The organism is Paraburkholderia yinzeri (assembly GCF_046581065.1).
Lineage (GTDB): Bacteria > Pseudomonadota > Gammaproteobacteria > Burkholderiales > Burkholderiaceae > Paraburkholderia.
Map to the genome: position 1 here is coordinate 1,763,261 of NZ_JBFOCJ010000001.1, position 14,039 is coordinate 1,777,299.

Below are 14,039 nucleotides of genomic sequence, written 5' to 3' on the forward strand. Positions count from 1 at the left end.
GCGCATTGTAACCCAAAAGGTCTGCCGGCCAGCAGCGTCTCACTCCGCGTCTTTGAGAAACATCTCCTGCAGGTCGTTCAGAAAGCGCTGCCCCAGTTCGGTCGGCGCGATTTTCTCGTAATCGCGCACAATCAGACCGCGTCGCTCGGCTTCCTGCAGCGCGGGCTCGATCGACGTCATCGACAAGCCGGTGCGCTCGACGAACCGGTGCACCGGAAAGCCCTCCACGAGCCGCAGCGCGTTGAGCATGAACTCGAACGGCAGATCACGCGAACCGACCTCGCGTTCCTCTTGCACCGGCGTGCCGGCGCGCGCCTGCTCGATGAACGTTGCCGGGTGCTTGTAGCGCGCCTGGCGCAGGATGCGGTTGGGAAACGACAGCTTGGTGTGCGCGCCCGCGCCAATGCCGAGGTAGTCGCCGAAGCGCCAGTAGTTCAGGTTATGGCGGCTCTGCCTGCCCGGTTTCGCATAGGCCGACACCTCGTAGCGTTCGTAGCCGGCTTCGGCCGTGCGCGCGTGGATCCAGTCCTGCATGTCGGCCGACTGGTCGTCGTCGGGCAGTGCCGGCGGGAACTTCGCGAACAGCGTGTTCGGTTCGAGCGTCAGGTGATAGAGCGACAGATGCGGCGGCGCGAACGAGAGCGCCGTTTCGATGTCGGCCTGGCATTCGGCGAGCGTCTGCTGCGGCAGCGCGAACATCAGGTCGAGGTTGAAGTTCTCGAAGGTATTCGCCGCGACTTCGACGGCGTGGCGCGCCTGCACCGCGTCGTGGATACGGCCGAGCGCTTTCAGATGCGCTTCGTTGAAGCTTTGGATACCTACAGAAAGGCGGTTGACGCCGCTTGCACGAAACTGCGCGAATTTTGCTGCGTCGAACGTGCCCGGATTGGCTTCAAGCGTGATTTCGGCGTCGGCGTCGAGCGGCAGCAGCGCGCGCACGTCCGAGAGCAGGCGATCGAGCCCCGCGGCGGAGAGCAGGCTCGGCGTTCCGCCGCCGATGAACACCGTGTGCACCTGGCGTCCCCAGACGAGCGGCAGGGCCTGCTCGAGATCCGAGCGCAGCGCGTCGAGGTAATCGTCCTCGGGAAAGCGCTCGCCTTTCCATTCGTGCGAGTTGAAGTCGCAGTAAGGGCACTTGCGCACGCACCACGGGAAGTGCACATAGAGCGCGAGCGGTGGCAGCGAGGTCAGGCGGGTGCTGCCAGGCGTCGAGAACGCCTGGATCACACGCAGGCCGGTTTGATGCGGGTCGCTCACGCGTCCTCCTTGAGGCGCGCGAGCAGGTGCTTGAGCGCCATCGCGCGGTGGCTCGAAGCGTTTTTCACGGCCGGATCGAGTTCGGCGGCCGTGGCGTTCAGTTCGGGCAGGAGGAAGTACGGGTCGTAGCCGAAGCCGTTCGCGCCGCGCGGCGAGTCGAGCACGACACCATGCCAGCGGCCTTCGGCGATGAGCGGCTCGGGGTCGGCGGCGTGACGTACGAGGGCGAGCACGCAGTAGTAGTACGCGCGGCGGTCCGCCTCGTCCTTCAGGCGCTCGACGAGCAGCGCGTTGTTGGCCGCGTCGCTCTTCTCGCCGCCGGCGAGCTGCGCGAAGCGCGCCGAGTACACGCCCGGCGCGCCGAAAAGCGCGCGCACGCACAGGCCCGAGTCGTCGGCGAGCGCGGGCAGCCCCGTAAGCTTCGCCGCATGGCGCGCCTTGGCGAGTGCGTTTTCGACGAAGGTGGGATGCGGCTCTTCCGCCTCGGGCACGTTGAACTGGCCCTGCGGCAGGAGCTCGATGCCGACCGTGCCGAACAGCGCCGCGAATTCGCGCAGCTTGCCGGCATTGTTCGAGGCGAGCACGACGCGCGAGAGCGCGCCGGCGGCGGCACCGCGGGTATTCCGGCCGTCAGCCATGCGCGATCCCCAGCGCCGCCTTTTGCTTCTCGACGAGCGAGCGGATGCCGCTCTGCGCGAGGTCGAGCAGGGTGTCCATTTCGGCGCGCGAGAAAGGCGCGCCCTCGGCGGTGCCCTGGACTTCGACGAGTCCGCCCGAGCCCGTCATCACGACGTTCATGTCGGTGTCGCATTCCGAGTCCTCGGCGTAGTCGAGGTCGAGGACGGGCATGCCTTCGTACACGCCCACCGAGATCGCGGCGACGTAGTCGGTGATCGGCGAACGCGCGAGGCGGCCGTCGGCAATCAGCTTCGACACCGCGTCGTGCGCCGCGACGAACGCGCCCGTGATGCTGGCGGTGCGCGTGCCGCCGTCGGCCTGGATCACGTCGCAATCGAGATTGATGGTGCGCGCGCCGAGTGCCTCGAGGTCGAACACGGCGCGCAGCGCGCGGCCGATCAGGCGCTGGATTTCCTGGGTGCGCCCCGTCTGCTTGCCGCGCGCGGCTTCGCGGTCGCTGCGCGTGTGGGTGGCGCGCGGCAGCATGCCGTATTCGGCCGTGAGCCAACCCTGGCCCTTGTCGCGCAGGAAGGGCGGCACGCTTTCGGAAACGCTCGCGGTGCACAGCACCTTCGTGTCGCCAAATTCCACGAGCACGGACCCTTCGGCGTACTTCGTGTAGTGGCGGGTGATGCGGACGTCGCGAAGCTGGTCGGCGGGGCGGCCGCTCGGGCGCTGGATCGATTGGGTCATCGTGAGAGCGTGCGCACGGGCACGAAAGGGGAGGGGAAAACACAATTTTACCGCCTCGACGCGACGCGCGAGGAACGGCGTCCGGGCTCGCGCGCGGGGCCGCCGCGCCAGGGCGGCGGCGCGGCGCGCGTCCTGTCCCGGGCTGGGCCGATCTGGGCGGGCCGCCCCCCAAAATGGGATAATACGGTTTCTCCGCCCCGCGTCATCATGAACACGCCGGGCGCCTCGATCCTTCCGCCGTGTCCCGCGCATCGCTACGCGCGACGCCACGGTTTTATTCGCGAGACGAACCATGATTTACAGCATGACCGGCTACGCAAGCGTCACGCGCGAGCTTGCTTCGGCTTCGGGTACGGGCGGCGCCAGCGTGTCCGTCGAATTGCGCACCGTGAACTCGCGTTTTCTCGACCTGAATTTCCGCATGCCAGAAGACGTGCGCGTCTGCGAGCCGACGCTGCGCGAAATGCTGATGACGAAGCTGTCGCGCGGCAAGGTCGATATCCGCATCAACGTGCAGCGCAGCGAGCAGACCGCGAACGCGGGCGCGCTGAACCGCGATGCGCTCGATCAGCTCGCCGCGCTCGAGCGCGCCGTGCTCGAAGCGTTTCCGGAGTCGGGGCATCTGCGCACGGGCGAGATCCTGCGCTGGCCGGGTGTGCTGGCCGAAAGCGGGGTCGCGCCCGAGGTGCTGCGCGATGCGGTGCTCGGCTGCGGCAAGGAGGCCATTGCCGAACTCATCAACGTGCGTGCGCGCGAAGGTGCGCAGCTCGCGAACATGCTGCTCGCGAACGTGACCGAAATGGAAGCGATCGTCGCGAAAATCACGCCCCTCGTGCCGGACCTGATCGTCAAGCACCAGCAGAAGATCGTCGAGCGGCTGCAGGAGGCGCTCGGCATTGCGGCGCCGGAGGCGAACGGCAACGGCACGATCGGTGGCGTCTCGCGCGAGGAGATCGCCGAGCGCATCCGCCAGGAAGTGACGATGTACGGCATTCGTATCGATATCGCCGAAGAACTGTCGCGTCTCACGGCGCATCTGAACGAAACGCGCCACGTGATCGAGAAAGGCGGCAAGGTCGGCAAGCGGCTCGACTTCATGATGCAGGAGCTCAACCGCGAAGCGAACACGCTCGGTTCGAAGGCGGCGGCGAAGGAACTCGCGGACGCGTCGATGACGCTCAAGCTCCTCATCGAACAGATGCGCGAGCAGGTGCAGAATCTCGAATGAAGGAAGCCACGAACATGACCGACCAGACCAGTGCAGCGAAGCCGCGCAATCCGTATGCGGGCGTCTATCCGGGCAACCTCTTCATGGTGGTGGCCCCCTCGGGCGCCGGCAAGTCGACGCTCGTCAACGCGCTGCTCGCCGAGGACAGCGCGATCCGCCTGTCGATCTCCTACACCACGCGAGCGCCGCGCTCGAAGGAGCGCGACGGCGAGCACTATCACTTCACCACCGTCGACGATTTCCTCGCGCGCCACGCTGTCGGCGAGTTTCTCGAAAGCGCCGAAGTGCATGGCAACTACTATGCGACTTCGCGCGTGTGGATCGAGGATCAGATGAAGATCGGCCACGACGTGCTGCTGGAAATCGACTGGCAGGGCGCGCAGCAGGTGAAGAAGCAGTTCCGCAACGCGGTAGAGATTTTCATTCTGCCGCCGTCGCTCGATGCGCTTGCCGATCGCCTCAGAAAGCGCGGCGAAGACGAGCCCAACGTCATCACGCGGCGCCTTCTGGCAGCCGGTAGCGAGATGGCGCACGCGAGCGAATCGGAGTACGTGGTGATCAACGAGAACTTCGATCGCGCGCTGCAGGAACTGCGTAACGTGGTGGCCGCAACGCGCCTGCGCTTCGCCTCGCAATACGCGCGTCATACCGGGCTCTTCGTGCAGCTCGGTATCCATCAGCCGCAGCCCGGGTCGTCGGGCACATAAGGTAGAATAAGAACCTGCTGAGAATGAGAAGGAAACCGACATGGCCCGCATCACCGTCGAAGATTGTCTGAAACAGATTCCGAACCGCTTCGAACTGGCGCTCGCCGCGACGTATCGCGCGCGCCAGCTCGCACAAGGTCACACGCCGAAGATCGAAAGCCGCGACAAGCCCACCGTCGTCGCGCTGCGCGAGATCGCGGCTGGCCAGGTCGGCCTGGAAATGCTGAAAAAAGTGCCTGTTTAACGGCGCCTCGTCCGTATTTCTGCCAAGGCCTGAAGTCGTCACGCGCGCGAGCCGCTTTCACGTCAACGCCAACCTGATACGGAGGGGAACATGAGCACGACGCCCTCGCCGGCCACCGAGGTGGACCAGGAAGCCGAGACCGCAAGCACCGCGCGCAACTACATCGACGCGGTCCTCGAACAGTCGTTTCGCCATCTGTTCGGACCCACCGCGACGCCGGAGCAGCCCCGCAAGCACGGGGTCGTCTCCATCGCCAATCTGACCGCCGCGCTTTCCGCTTACCTCACACCCGAGGAAATCAAGGAAGTCAAAGCGGCGTTCCACTTCAGCGACGAGGCCCACCTCGGGCAATATCGTCAGAGCGGCGAACCCTATATCACCCATCCTGTCGCCGTCGCGGAAATCTGCGCCGGCTGGAAGCTCGACGCCCAGTCGATCATGGCCGCGCTGCTGCACGACGTGATCGAGGACCAGGGCGTGACCAAGGCGGAGATCGCCGAGCGCTTCGGCGCGAAGGTCGCGGAACTGGTGGACGGGTTGTCGAAACTCGACAAGATGGAGTTTCGCAACCGCGAGGAAGCGCAGGCGGAAAACTTCCGCAAGATGCTGCTCGCGATGGCGCGCGACGTGCGCGTGATTCTCGTGAAGCTCGCGGACCGGCTTCACAACATGCGCACGCTCGGCGCGGTGCCGCCGGCCAAGCGCCGCCGCGTCGCGCGCGAGACGCTCGATATCTACGCGCCGATCGCGCACCGCCTTGGCCTCAACAACACCTATCGCGAACTGCAGGATCTGAGCTTCGCGAATTTCAATCCGAACCGCTACGCCACGCTGGAAAAGGCCGTGAAGGCAGCGCGCGGCAACCGTCGCGAAGTGGTGGGAAAGATCCTGGAAGCGGTGCAGCGCGCCATTGCGGACGCGAAGCTCAGCGCCGAAGTCACCGGCCGCGAGAAGACCATCTTCAGCATCTACAAGAAGATGCGCGACAAGCAGTTGTCGTTCTCGCAGGTGCTCGACGTGTACGGCTTTCGCGTCGTGGTGGAGTCGGCGCTCGAATGCTATACCTGCATCGGCGCGCTGCACGCGCTCTACAAGCCGGTGCCGGGCAAGTTCAAGGACTACATCGCCATTCCGAAGGTGAACGGCTATCAGTCCCTGCATACCACGCTCGTGGGCCCGTTCGGCGCGCCGATCGAGTTCCAGGTGCGCACGCGCAAGATGCACGAAATCGCCGAAGCGGGCGTGGCGGCGCACTGGCTCTACAAGAACGGCGGCGCCGATCTGAACGACGTCCAGAAGCGCGCGCACCAGTGGCTCAAGTCGCTGCTCGACATCCAGAGCGAAGCGGGCGATTCCAGCGAGTTCCTCGAACACGTCAAGATCGACCTGTTCCCGGACGCGGTCTACGTCTTCACGCCGAAGTCGAAGATCATGGCACTGCCGCGCGGCGCCACGGCGCTCGACTTCGCGTACTCGATTCACAGCGACCTCGGCAACCAGTGCGTCGCGGTGAAGATCAACAACGAGTTGCTGCCGCTGCGCACCGAGCTCAAGAGCGGTGACATCGTCGAGGTGATCACGGCGCCGTACTCCAAGCCGAATCCCGCCTGGCTCGGCTTCGTGCGCACCGGCAAGGCGCGCTCCGCGATCCGTCACTATCTGAAGACGATGCGGCTCACGGAGTCCGTGCAGTTGGGGGAGCGGCTCGTCGACCAGGCGCTCAAGGGCTATGGCTACCAGCTTTCGGATGTCACGCCGGAAGTGTGGGAAAAGCTCGTGCAGTGGACCGGTAACAAGGACCGTCAGGAAATCTTTGCCGACATCGGTTTGGGTCGGCGCGTAGCGGCCGTGATGGCCAAGCGTATCGAAGTGCTGATCAACGGCCTCGAGGCCGACGACGACGAGCACCACCATACGCCGCGCGATCCGAACGCGCCGCATGCGCCGCCCGTGGTCATCACGGGCACCGAAGGCATGTCGGTGCAGCTCTCGGCCTGCTGCCGCCCAATTCCGGGCGACGACATCATGGGCTATATCGGTATTGGCCTCGGCATGGCGATCCACACGACCGACTGCCGCGTCGCGCAGCGCATTCACAAGCGCGACCCGGGTCGCTGGATCGACGTGGCCTGGGCGCCGCAGCCTGGCCGCCTGTTCGACGTGGCCGTGAAGGTGCTCGTGAAGAACACGAAGGGTGTGTTCGCACGCGTGGCCGCCGACATCACGTCGGCCGACGCCAACATCGTGCATATCGCCATGGACGACGACCTCGCACAGGAGTCGAACCTCCTGCGCTTCGTGATCCAGGTGAGCGACCGTGTACACCTCGCGAACGTGATGCGCCGCGTGCGCACGAACCCGGACGTGATGCGCATCGTGCGTGAACGTCCGAGCGACGAAGGGCACCACCGCCACGATGGCGGCATGCGGATCGAACGCGAGCGCGGCGACTACTGAGCGGTGGGCGGGACTCCGCCCGTAGGGAGTTGCGATGAACGTAGCTGATCTGACGGGCATGACGCTCGACTATTGGGTGGCCCGCAGCCTGCATGATTTCGTCCGCGAAATTTATTTCACCGACAGCGGCACGAAGGTTGCGGTGCGCGGCAATGACCGTGGACGACCGTGGGATGGGCGCTTTGCGCCCTCGACGTCGTGGGAGGCGGCGGGTGTCGTGCTCGATCGCGCGCGGCGTTTCGAATTGCGCGAGCGGCGTGACGGCGCGAAGGCGTTCTGCGTTGCGGAATTCACGGGCAGTCACCGGACGGCCGAGGCGCATGGCGACTCGGTGCGCGTTGCGCTGCTGCGGGCGTTCGTCATGAGCCGCTACGGCGATACGGTGGGCGAGATGTTGCGGCAGCCGCAGGCGCTGAACGGCCCGCATGCCGAGCAGGTGGGGGAGCCGAGCGATATCGGCGACGTCGAAGATCTGCCGCGCCCGGATGCCCAGATAGGCGATATCGGCTCGCCGCCGCGCTAGGGCATTGGCGCAGGCGGCCGCGGAACAAGAGGAAGAGCGAGCTGAAAGACAAAAAGCCTTCCTGAATCATCAGGAAGGCCTTTCGAGAGGTGGCGCGGCTGGCAGGATTCGAACCCACGACCCCTTGGTTCGTAGCCAAGTACTCTATCCAACTGAGCTACAGCCGCACGCTAAAACTGTACTACTTCCGCCTTTCTGGTGCAGCCACGAAATCGCCGCCAGGAAAGACAAGGGCCTTCGTATGAGGAAGGCCCTCTGAATAAGTGGCGCGGCTGGCAGGATTCGAACCCACGACCCCTTGGTTCGTAGCCAAGTACTCTATCCAACTGAGCTACAGCCGCACGCAGAAGTGAGATTATAGCAGAGGTTTGAAAAAAGGGAAGGCTCTTATCGCGATTTGTCCTCGCGCGGGCATCGTGTAACCTGTGTGCAGGTTGCAAGTATCAACACTGAATCATCATGAACAAGGCATTTGTCAAAGAATCGAACGACAGCGACGACGACGATCTCGAAGGCGGTTTGCCCGAGATTCCTGCCGGCGCGAAAAACTATATGACGCCGGCTGGTTACCAGCGCATGCGCGGCGAACTGCTGCAATTGATTGACGAGGCGCGTCCGGAAGTCGTCAAACTCGTCTCGTGGGCTGCCTCGAATGGCGACCGTTCCGAAAACGGCGACTATATCTACGGCAAGCGGCGTCTGCGCGAAATCGACCGGCGCATCCGCTTTCTCACCAAACGGCTCGATCTTGCCGAGGTGGTGGACAGCAGCCGCCAGGAAAACACCGATCAGGTGTTTTTCGGCGCGACGGTGGAGTACGGCACCGACGACGGCGAACTGCATACGATCACCATCGTCGGTATTGACGAAGTGGATCTGGACCACGGCCGCGTGAGCTGGATTTCGCCCGTTGCGCGGGCGTTGCTCAAGGCGAAGATTGGCGATCAGGTGACGCTGTACACGCCTGCGGGCCCCGCCCCGATCGACGTGCTCGACGTGCGGTATCCCGCAGCGGGCGAGGCCTGAGCATAGCCGCGGCCGCGCGGAGCGAAATGGAAAAAGGCGCCGCCAGGGCGCCTTTTTCGCTGCTTCCCGCGTGCTCTGGGTCAGCAGGACGTTGCTTAGAAGCGGTGACGCATACCTACCGTCACGGCGACCTGGTCTTGCGTATTCGACGCCGAACTCAGACCGTTCAGGTAAGCGCCGACTTCCGGATTCGACGAGACGTGCTGCCAGTCGCCTTGCAGGTAGACGTCGGTGCGTTTCGAGAGCAGATAGTCGGATTGCAGCGCGACCGTGTTGTAGTTCGGGTTCACACCGCCGCCCAGATTCGCGCGGGTGTACGTGTATGAACCTGCGAGGCTCAGGGCCGGAGTCAGGGCATAACGGATGTTGCCTTCGAAGTTCTGGAAGCGTGCGCTGTTCGCGTTGAACGGAACGCCCGCGGTCGCAACGCCTGATTTCGCAGGCGAGATGCTGCCGCCCTGCGTGTCGCTCAGGTTGGTCTGCGTGTACACGAAGCCTGCCGTTGCCGGGCCGAACGTGTAGTTGAGGCCGCCGCCGAATGTGCGCTGACGGCCGGCCAGGAAGGTCCATTCGCCCGTTTGCGCGCCCGCGAATGCGGCTTGCTTGACCTGCGGGTTGTTCATGTCGTTGTTCAGTTGCAGGTAACCGGCGGCGACGTTCAGGCCGCCGTAGTTATACGTGGCGCCAAAGCTATAGGCCCGGTTGTTCGCGAATTCGGCGCTGTTCGAGAACGAGTACGTCGTGCCGAACTTGAAGCCCGAGTAATTCAGGCTCGAATACTTCACCGTGTTGTTGAAGCGGATCGAGTTGTTCAGGTTGTCGTTGTCGAACGGATGGGCGGCGATCATGCCGCCGGCTTGCGTCCCGGTGATCGACAGCGGTGCCAGATAGTCGACGACGGTGTCGTACTGGCGGCCGAGGGTCACGGCGCCATACTGATCGCTGGTCAGGCCGACGTATGCCTGGCGGCCGAACATGCGGCTCGATTGACCTGCCGTGCCGTTCATGATGCTGAAGCCGCTTTCCAGCACGAAGATCGCCTTGAGGCCGCCGCCAAGGTCTTCAGAGCCGCGCAGGCCCCAGCGGCTGCCGGTGACGGTGCCGCTCGTTGCTTGCCATGCGCTATGACCGTTTTGGTTGTTGGTGTAAGTGATGCCGGCATCGATCAGGCCGTATAGCGTTACGCTGCTTTGGGCGTGCGCAGCCGTTGCGACAGCGCCCGAGAGGGCGGTGACCATGAGAGTCTTTTTCATCGTTATGAACTCCGAGTGCAATATGGGTTTCCGGGAACCCAGGCTTGCGGAAACCGTTCACGCGAGAGCCGGCGAGAAGGGACAAGCCGCGTGGGACGCATGGATGCGACGAAACCGGTTTCCGGACAGGCAGAGTGTAGAGAGGGTGCGCGAAAGCGAAATATTTCGAAATTCACAATAGTCCATTGTGAAAAGTCGAATTATCTTGAGTGGAGCCTCAACCCCTGGCTGGAAGGGGCTTTGTCCCGCGCGGGTCCAGGTGTAAGCGAAATGTCAACTGAGTGACGTTGCCCGACCGCTACAGTGTGATTGCGAAAATCGGAATAAAAAGATGCCGTGCACCATTGTTGCGACCGGTGTAACACATGATTGTGTTATATGCGCTTAATACGCAGTTCGAACAGCGCATATACTACAAACGCTGCTTTTCGAAGCAGACTTTTTCGTTGACGAAAAAGATCTCCAAACCTTTGTCAGCGCGGCCCCAAGCCGCGCTTTTTTTTGTTCGCGCTATTGCTGCGCGTTCATCTGGCTGGTGCGGCGGGAGGCTCGAGCTGCAAGCTCCAGTCTTCCATCACGTAGTGCCGCGCGTCCATGGGCGAGCAGAGCAGGTTGTGCCAATGGTCCCCGTGCCACGGGCCGTAAGCGTCGAGTTCTTCCACTATGGACGTTGCCGGGTCTTCTGTTTGCACCAGCCACTTAAAACAGCGCCGCAGATTCTTCAGCATGATGACCTCCTGAAGCTTGCCATCCATCCAGATCTTGAATTGAATGTTTTACTTGAACAACCCGTAAAAACACTTACGTTTGATACGTATTGTTACATATCGGGAATTCTTGCGGTGACCGCATTAACACAAGTAATTCGGGTAAAAATGACGCAGGCTTGCGCAGCGCCATAGTTCGGTTTTTGCGCGAATTTTGATGCACGATGGTTTTATCGTGAAAATGGGAAAGCTGTTATAAAAAATTCGCTTGACTGGCGATTGTCGTTCCCCGTATAACGGCAATGCTGATTTTCCGGTCAAGCGCAATACCCATGCAGTTTGCTGAGTTTGTGATGAGGCGGGGATCGGTTGGCTTACGGCGCCAGGGTTAATCCCCGCGTCATCAAAATTTCGAGGGAAACTGAAACATGGAAACCGGTATCGTCAAGTGGTTCAACGATGCGAAGGGCTTTGGATTTATCACGTCTGACGCCGGCGGCGATGACCTGTTCGCGCACTTCTCGGAGATCCGCGCGGACGGCTTCAAGTCGCTGAAAGAAAACCAGCGCGTGTCGTTCGACGTCAAGGTCGGCCCGAAGGGCAAGCAGGCAGCGAACATCCAGCCGCTGTAAATGCATGCTGTGAATGTAGTCTGACACAGGCGCGACGCGCATGTGTCAGAACAGAAGGCCCTGGTAATACCAGGGCTTTTTTATTTTGATCGATTAAAAATAAAGACATGCAATAACGCGAGGCGTCGCGTTATTGTTTTTGCAATCGGGGAAAATCCGGGGAGTGCCGATGTGCGCCATTTGAAAGGTTGAAGTCTTGTATCAAGGAAGGCTGGGCACGTGGCGCCCGAACAGGGCATACTTGGCGCGTTTTCTTACATCCTTGCTTGCTGCTTCACCATGTCCGATATTTCCATGATGCCCGGCGCTGCGCCGGTCGATTCTCCCCTGGTTTTCGTGGATCTCGAGACGACAGGCGGGTCAGTGGGTGAGCATCGGATCACCGAGGTCGGCGTCGTGGAAGTGGCGTCGGGGCAGGTGACACGATGGAGTACCCTCGTCGACCCGCGTCAGGCGATTCCGCCCTTCATTCAGCAACTCACCGGCATTACCGATCAAATGGTGCAGGGCGCACCGACCTTCGACGAGATTGCGCCCGCACTCCTCGAGCGGCTCGACGGCAAGCTGTTCGTTGCCCATAACGCAGCGTTCGACCGGGGTTTTCTGCGCGCGGAATTCGAGCGTGCCGGTTTCTCGTTCAATCCCGACGTCCTGTGCACCGTGCGACTTTCGCGAGCGCTGTTTCCCGGCGAGAAGCGTCACGGACTCGACGCACTCGTCGAGCGGCACGCGCTCGTGCCGTCGGACCGCCACCGGGCGCTCGCCGATGCCGATCTGCTCTGGCAGTTCTGGCAGCGTCTGCCCTCGCTTGTGCCGGAGGAGATGCTCGCTACGCAGATCGACCGGCTGACGCGGCGGCATCGGCTGGCGGGCGAAATCACGGACGATCTCATCGATACCGCACCGGCTGGCCACGGAGTCTATGCGTTCTATGGTGAAGACGACGCGCCTCTCTATGTCGGACGCAGCGTGCGCGTGCGTCAGCGCGTGCGCGCCCATCTGTCGGGGGAGCGCCGCTCGTCGCGCGAGCAGCGGATGGCACAGCAGGTGAGGCGGGTGCAATGGTGCGCCACTGGGGGAGAATTCGGGGCGCTGCTCGTCGAAGCGCAATGGATCGCCGCGCTTCGACCCGCGTTCAATCGCGTGCCGCGCGTGACCCGGCGCGATCCGCTGTCGGCGTCCTGGCCGTTCGATGGAGCCGTGCTGGTCGAGGAGCGCGACGCGGCCGGCGGTGCGAGTGTCCTGCACCTCATCGATCGCTGGTGCTATCTGGGCGCCGTGGCAAGCGTTGCCGAGGCTGCCGAGCGCATTCAGACCGCGGGCGAACCGTCATTCGAAGTGGCGACGTGGCGCATCCTGCAAGGCCGCCTCGAGCGTGGTTTGCGCGTGCAGCCGCTGCAGTTGTCCGGGGCGGGCGCTGTTGCGAGCGTCGTTCAGGGGAGCGGGGGCGCAGCCGGCTGATCCCGTATGGGACTCCTAAGCGGCGCCGCCTACCCCGCCGCCTTCGCAGACATGGCCAAGCGCATCGTTGATCGCGCCAGCCCGTGAGGAATCGTAGCGCGTTAGCTGTTTCCAGTTCGCGAGCGCGCGCCCAAGCCGGGAGGGACAATCCGCCGAGGCCCGCAGCGGCTGAATTTGCACGAGCGCGCCGATCAACTGCCCGGTAAGCCGGTCGAGCTGGGGGCGCATGACGGTAGCAAGATCGGGTGCGGCTCCCGCTGGAGCCTGCGAGGTGCGCCACGTGTCGAAGAGCGCCTTCTGCACTTCGGTGCTCGCGTCGATCTGGTCGCGGAAGAACGCGTGTGCAAACTCGGGGTCGACGCCCGCTGCGGTCGCCCGCTTCTGGACATCGGTGAGCAGTGTCGCTTCGCGCGGCGCGTCGGTGATCGGTTTGTGATGCTCCCACTTCCAATGAGCGACGGGTTCGGCGAGCGAGAGGCGCTGCGAAACGAGCGCGATCAGATTGGTGAGCGCCGTGTCGTCGCCATCGGCGCGGGCGGGGGAAAGAGGTAGGGCGAGCAGCAGCGCCGCGGCGCAGCAGGCGCTTGCGCGAACGAGGGAATTCATTATGCGGTTTCGGTGGAAGTGAGCCGTCGGCTCGGGGTCGCGAAAGGCAAAGGATAGCGGGTATTGGCGATGGAGTAGCCGGTCGCGGATGTACCGGGTCGCGAAGGGATTCGCGAAGCCTCCAGTTGCTGCACTGCGTTTGCCGCGCAGCCCGAACATGCGCTGTCTCTATGTACAGCGCACGCTTTTGCATTAGCGCGCATCGAAGCGGCGGGTCGTCCGATCCGCCGTTCAATGCGCGTGCGCGCTTTCCCCGTTACTTTTGTTCGTGGGCCTTACGTTGCTCGTCAAGAAATGCGCGCACGTGTGCGGGCAATTCGTCGCCGAGGAATTCGACGGCCACCGGTTCCGGATCCGGGCTGAATACTTGGTCCGGGGTCGGAATCCTTGGCGGTTTGGCATCCATGATCTTTCTCCTGTGTAAGGCAATTATCCGACTCGGCCCTTCAAGCGCGCTAGTGCCGTTCACAGTAACAATGCTTTTCAGATGTGCGTGTTGCTTTAACCGCACAACGTCACACGGTAATAACCGGCGCGGAATATAATTGGCTGGATCACTTTTCGTGC

General features: G+C 63.1%; 15 protein-coding genes and 2 tRNA genes. 8 read left to right on the forward strand and 9 right to left on the reverse strand.

Features of this window, described 5'->3' with window-relative positions:
• Positions 1 to 39: 39 nt before the first annotated feature.
• Genes hemW through rph form a run of 3 tightly spaced genes read right to left on the reverse strand, consistent with a single transcriptional unit; the run spans position 40 to position 2,628 of the window.
• A complete protein-coding gene (hemW, locus tag WJ542_RS08460; RefSeq protein ID WP_411188879.1) occupies positions 40 to 1,257 on the reverse strand; it encodes a radical SAM family heme chaperone HemW in 1,218 nt (405 codons plus the stop codon).
• Complete coding sequence (gene rdgB, locus WJ542_RS08465; protein WP_411188880.1) at positions 1,254 to 1,895, reverse strand: RdgB/HAM1 family non-canonical purine NTP pyrophosphatase; 642 nt, start codon at positions 1,893 to 1,895, stop codon at positions 1,254 to 1,256. Before rdgB ends, hemW begins: the two co-directional genes overlap by 4 nt.
• Positions 1,888 to 2,628 carry a ribonuclease PH gene (gene rph / locus WJ542_RS08470; RefSeq protein ID WP_411188881.1) on the reverse strand — a complete coding sequence of 247 codons (741 nt, stop codon included), beginning with the start codon at positions 2,626 to 2,628 and terminating at the stop codon, positions 1,888 to 1,890. The genes rdgB and rph overlap by 8 nt, the downstream gene beginning before the upstream one ends.
• A 292-nt stretch (positions 2,629 to 2,920) precedes the next feature.
• Here rph and WJ542_RS08475 point away from each other — a divergent pair, with 292 nt between their 5' ends.
• The 5 genes from WJ542_RS08475 to WJ542_RS08495 all read left to right on the forward strand — a co-directional run bounded on the left by WJ542_RS08475 (position 2,921) and on the right by WJ542_RS08495 (position 7,787).
• Positions 2,921 to 3,856, forward strand: coding sequence for a YicC/YloC family endoribonuclease (locus WJ542_RS08475; RefSeq protein ID WP_411188882.1), 936 nt, complete (start codon positions 2,921 to 2,923; stop codon positions 3,854 to 3,856).
• Positions 3,857 to 3,870: 14 nt separating this feature from the next.
• A complete protein-coding gene (gene gmk, locus WJ542_RS08480) occupies positions 3,871 to 4,563 on the forward strand; it encodes a guanylate kinase (protein ID WP_411190506.1) in 693 nt (230 codons plus the stop codon).
• A 40-nt stretch (positions 4,564 to 4,603) separates the two neighbouring features.
• Positions 4,604 to 4,807: a DNA-directed RNA polymerase subunit omega gene (gene rpoZ, locus WJ542_RS08485; RefSeq protein WP_006400783.1), complete on the forward strand. Its 204-nt coding sequence runs from the start codon at positions 4,604 to 4,606 to the stop codon at positions 4,805 to 4,807.
• Between the two features lie 90 nt (positions 4,808 to 4,897).
• A complete protein-coding gene (locus WJ542_RS08490; protein ID WP_411188883.1) occupies positions 4,898 to 7,264 on the forward strand; it encodes a RelA/SpoT family protein in 2,367 nt (788 codons plus the stop codon).
• Between the two features lie 34 nt (positions 7,265 to 7,298).
• Entirely contained in the window at positions 7,299 to 7,787 is a 489-nt protein-coding gene (locus WJ542_RS08495; protein WP_411188884.1) for a phage protein NinX family protein, read from the forward strand.
• Between the two features lie 90 nt (positions 7,788 to 7,877).
• On the opposite strand, the gene WJ542_RS08500 is transcribed toward WJ542_RS08495, so the two are convergent.
• Both WJ542_RS08500 and WJ542_RS08505 read right to left on the reverse strand, forming a co-directional pair.
• Positions 7,878 to 7,954: transfer RNA gene (locus WJ542_RS08500), tRNA-Arg, on the reverse strand.
• Positions 7,955 to 8,051: 97 nt separating this feature from the next.
• Positions 8,052 to 8,128: transfer RNA gene (locus WJ542_RS08505), tRNA-Arg, on the reverse strand.
• A 118-nt stretch (positions 8,129 to 8,246) separates the two neighbouring features.
• Between WJ542_RS08505 and greB the strand changes: the two genes are divergently transcribed.
• Positions 8,247 to 8,813, forward strand: coding sequence for a transcription elongation factor GreB (gene greB, locus WJ542_RS08510; RefSeq protein WP_411188885.1), 567 nt, complete (start codon positions 8,247 to 8,249; stop codon positions 8,811 to 8,813).
• A 95-nt stretch (positions 8,814 to 8,908) separates the two neighbouring features.
• On the opposite strand, the gene WJ542_RS08515 is transcribed toward greB, so the two are convergent.
• Positions 8,909 to 10,066: a porin gene (locus tag WJ542_RS08515; RefSeq protein WP_411188886.1), complete on the reverse strand. Its 1,158-nt coding sequence runs from the start codon at positions 10,064 to 10,066 to the stop codon at positions 8,909 to 8,911.
• A gap of 524 nt (positions 10,067 to 10,590) precedes the next feature.
• Positions 10,591 to 10,794 (reverse strand): hypothetical protein, encoded by a 204-nt coding sequence (locus tag WJ542_RS08520; protein WP_411188887.1) that lies wholly within the window; start codon positions 10,792 to 10,794, stop codon positions 10,591 to 10,593.
• Positions 10,795 to 11,201: 407 nt separating this feature from the next.
• Here WJ542_RS08520 and WJ542_RS08525 point away from each other — a divergent pair, with 407 nt between their 5' ends.
• Both WJ542_RS08525 and WJ542_RS08530 read left to right on the forward strand, forming a co-directional pair.
• A complete protein-coding gene (locus tag WJ542_RS08525) occupies positions 11,202 to 11,405 on the forward strand; it encodes a cold-shock protein (protein ID WP_028205165.1) in 204 nt (67 codons plus the stop codon).
• A gap of 279 nt (positions 11,406 to 11,684) precedes the next feature.
• On the forward strand, positions 11,685 to 12,866 hold the full coding sequence (locus WJ542_RS08530) for an exonuclease domain-containing protein (protein ID WP_411188888.1): 1,182 nt from the start codon (positions 11,685 to 11,687) through the stop codon (positions 12,864 to 12,866).
• A gap of 15 nt (positions 12,867 to 12,881) precedes the next feature.
• Here the strand turns inward: WJ542_RS08530 and WJ542_RS08535 are convergent, their stop codons facing one another.
• A complete protein-coding gene (locus WJ542_RS08535; protein ID WP_411188889.1) occupies positions 12,882 to 13,472 on the reverse strand; it encodes a chorismate mutase in 591 nt (196 codons plus the stop codon).
• Between the two features lie 256 nt (positions 13,473 to 13,728).
• Positions 13,729 to 13,878 carry a hypothetical protein gene (locus tag WJ542_RS08540; RefSeq protein ID WP_027795377.1) on the reverse strand — a complete coding sequence of 50 codons (150 nt, stop codon included), beginning with the start codon at positions 13,876 to 13,878 and terminating at the stop codon, positions 13,729 to 13,731.
• Between the last annotated feature and the right edge of the window lie 161 nt (positions 13,879 to 14,039).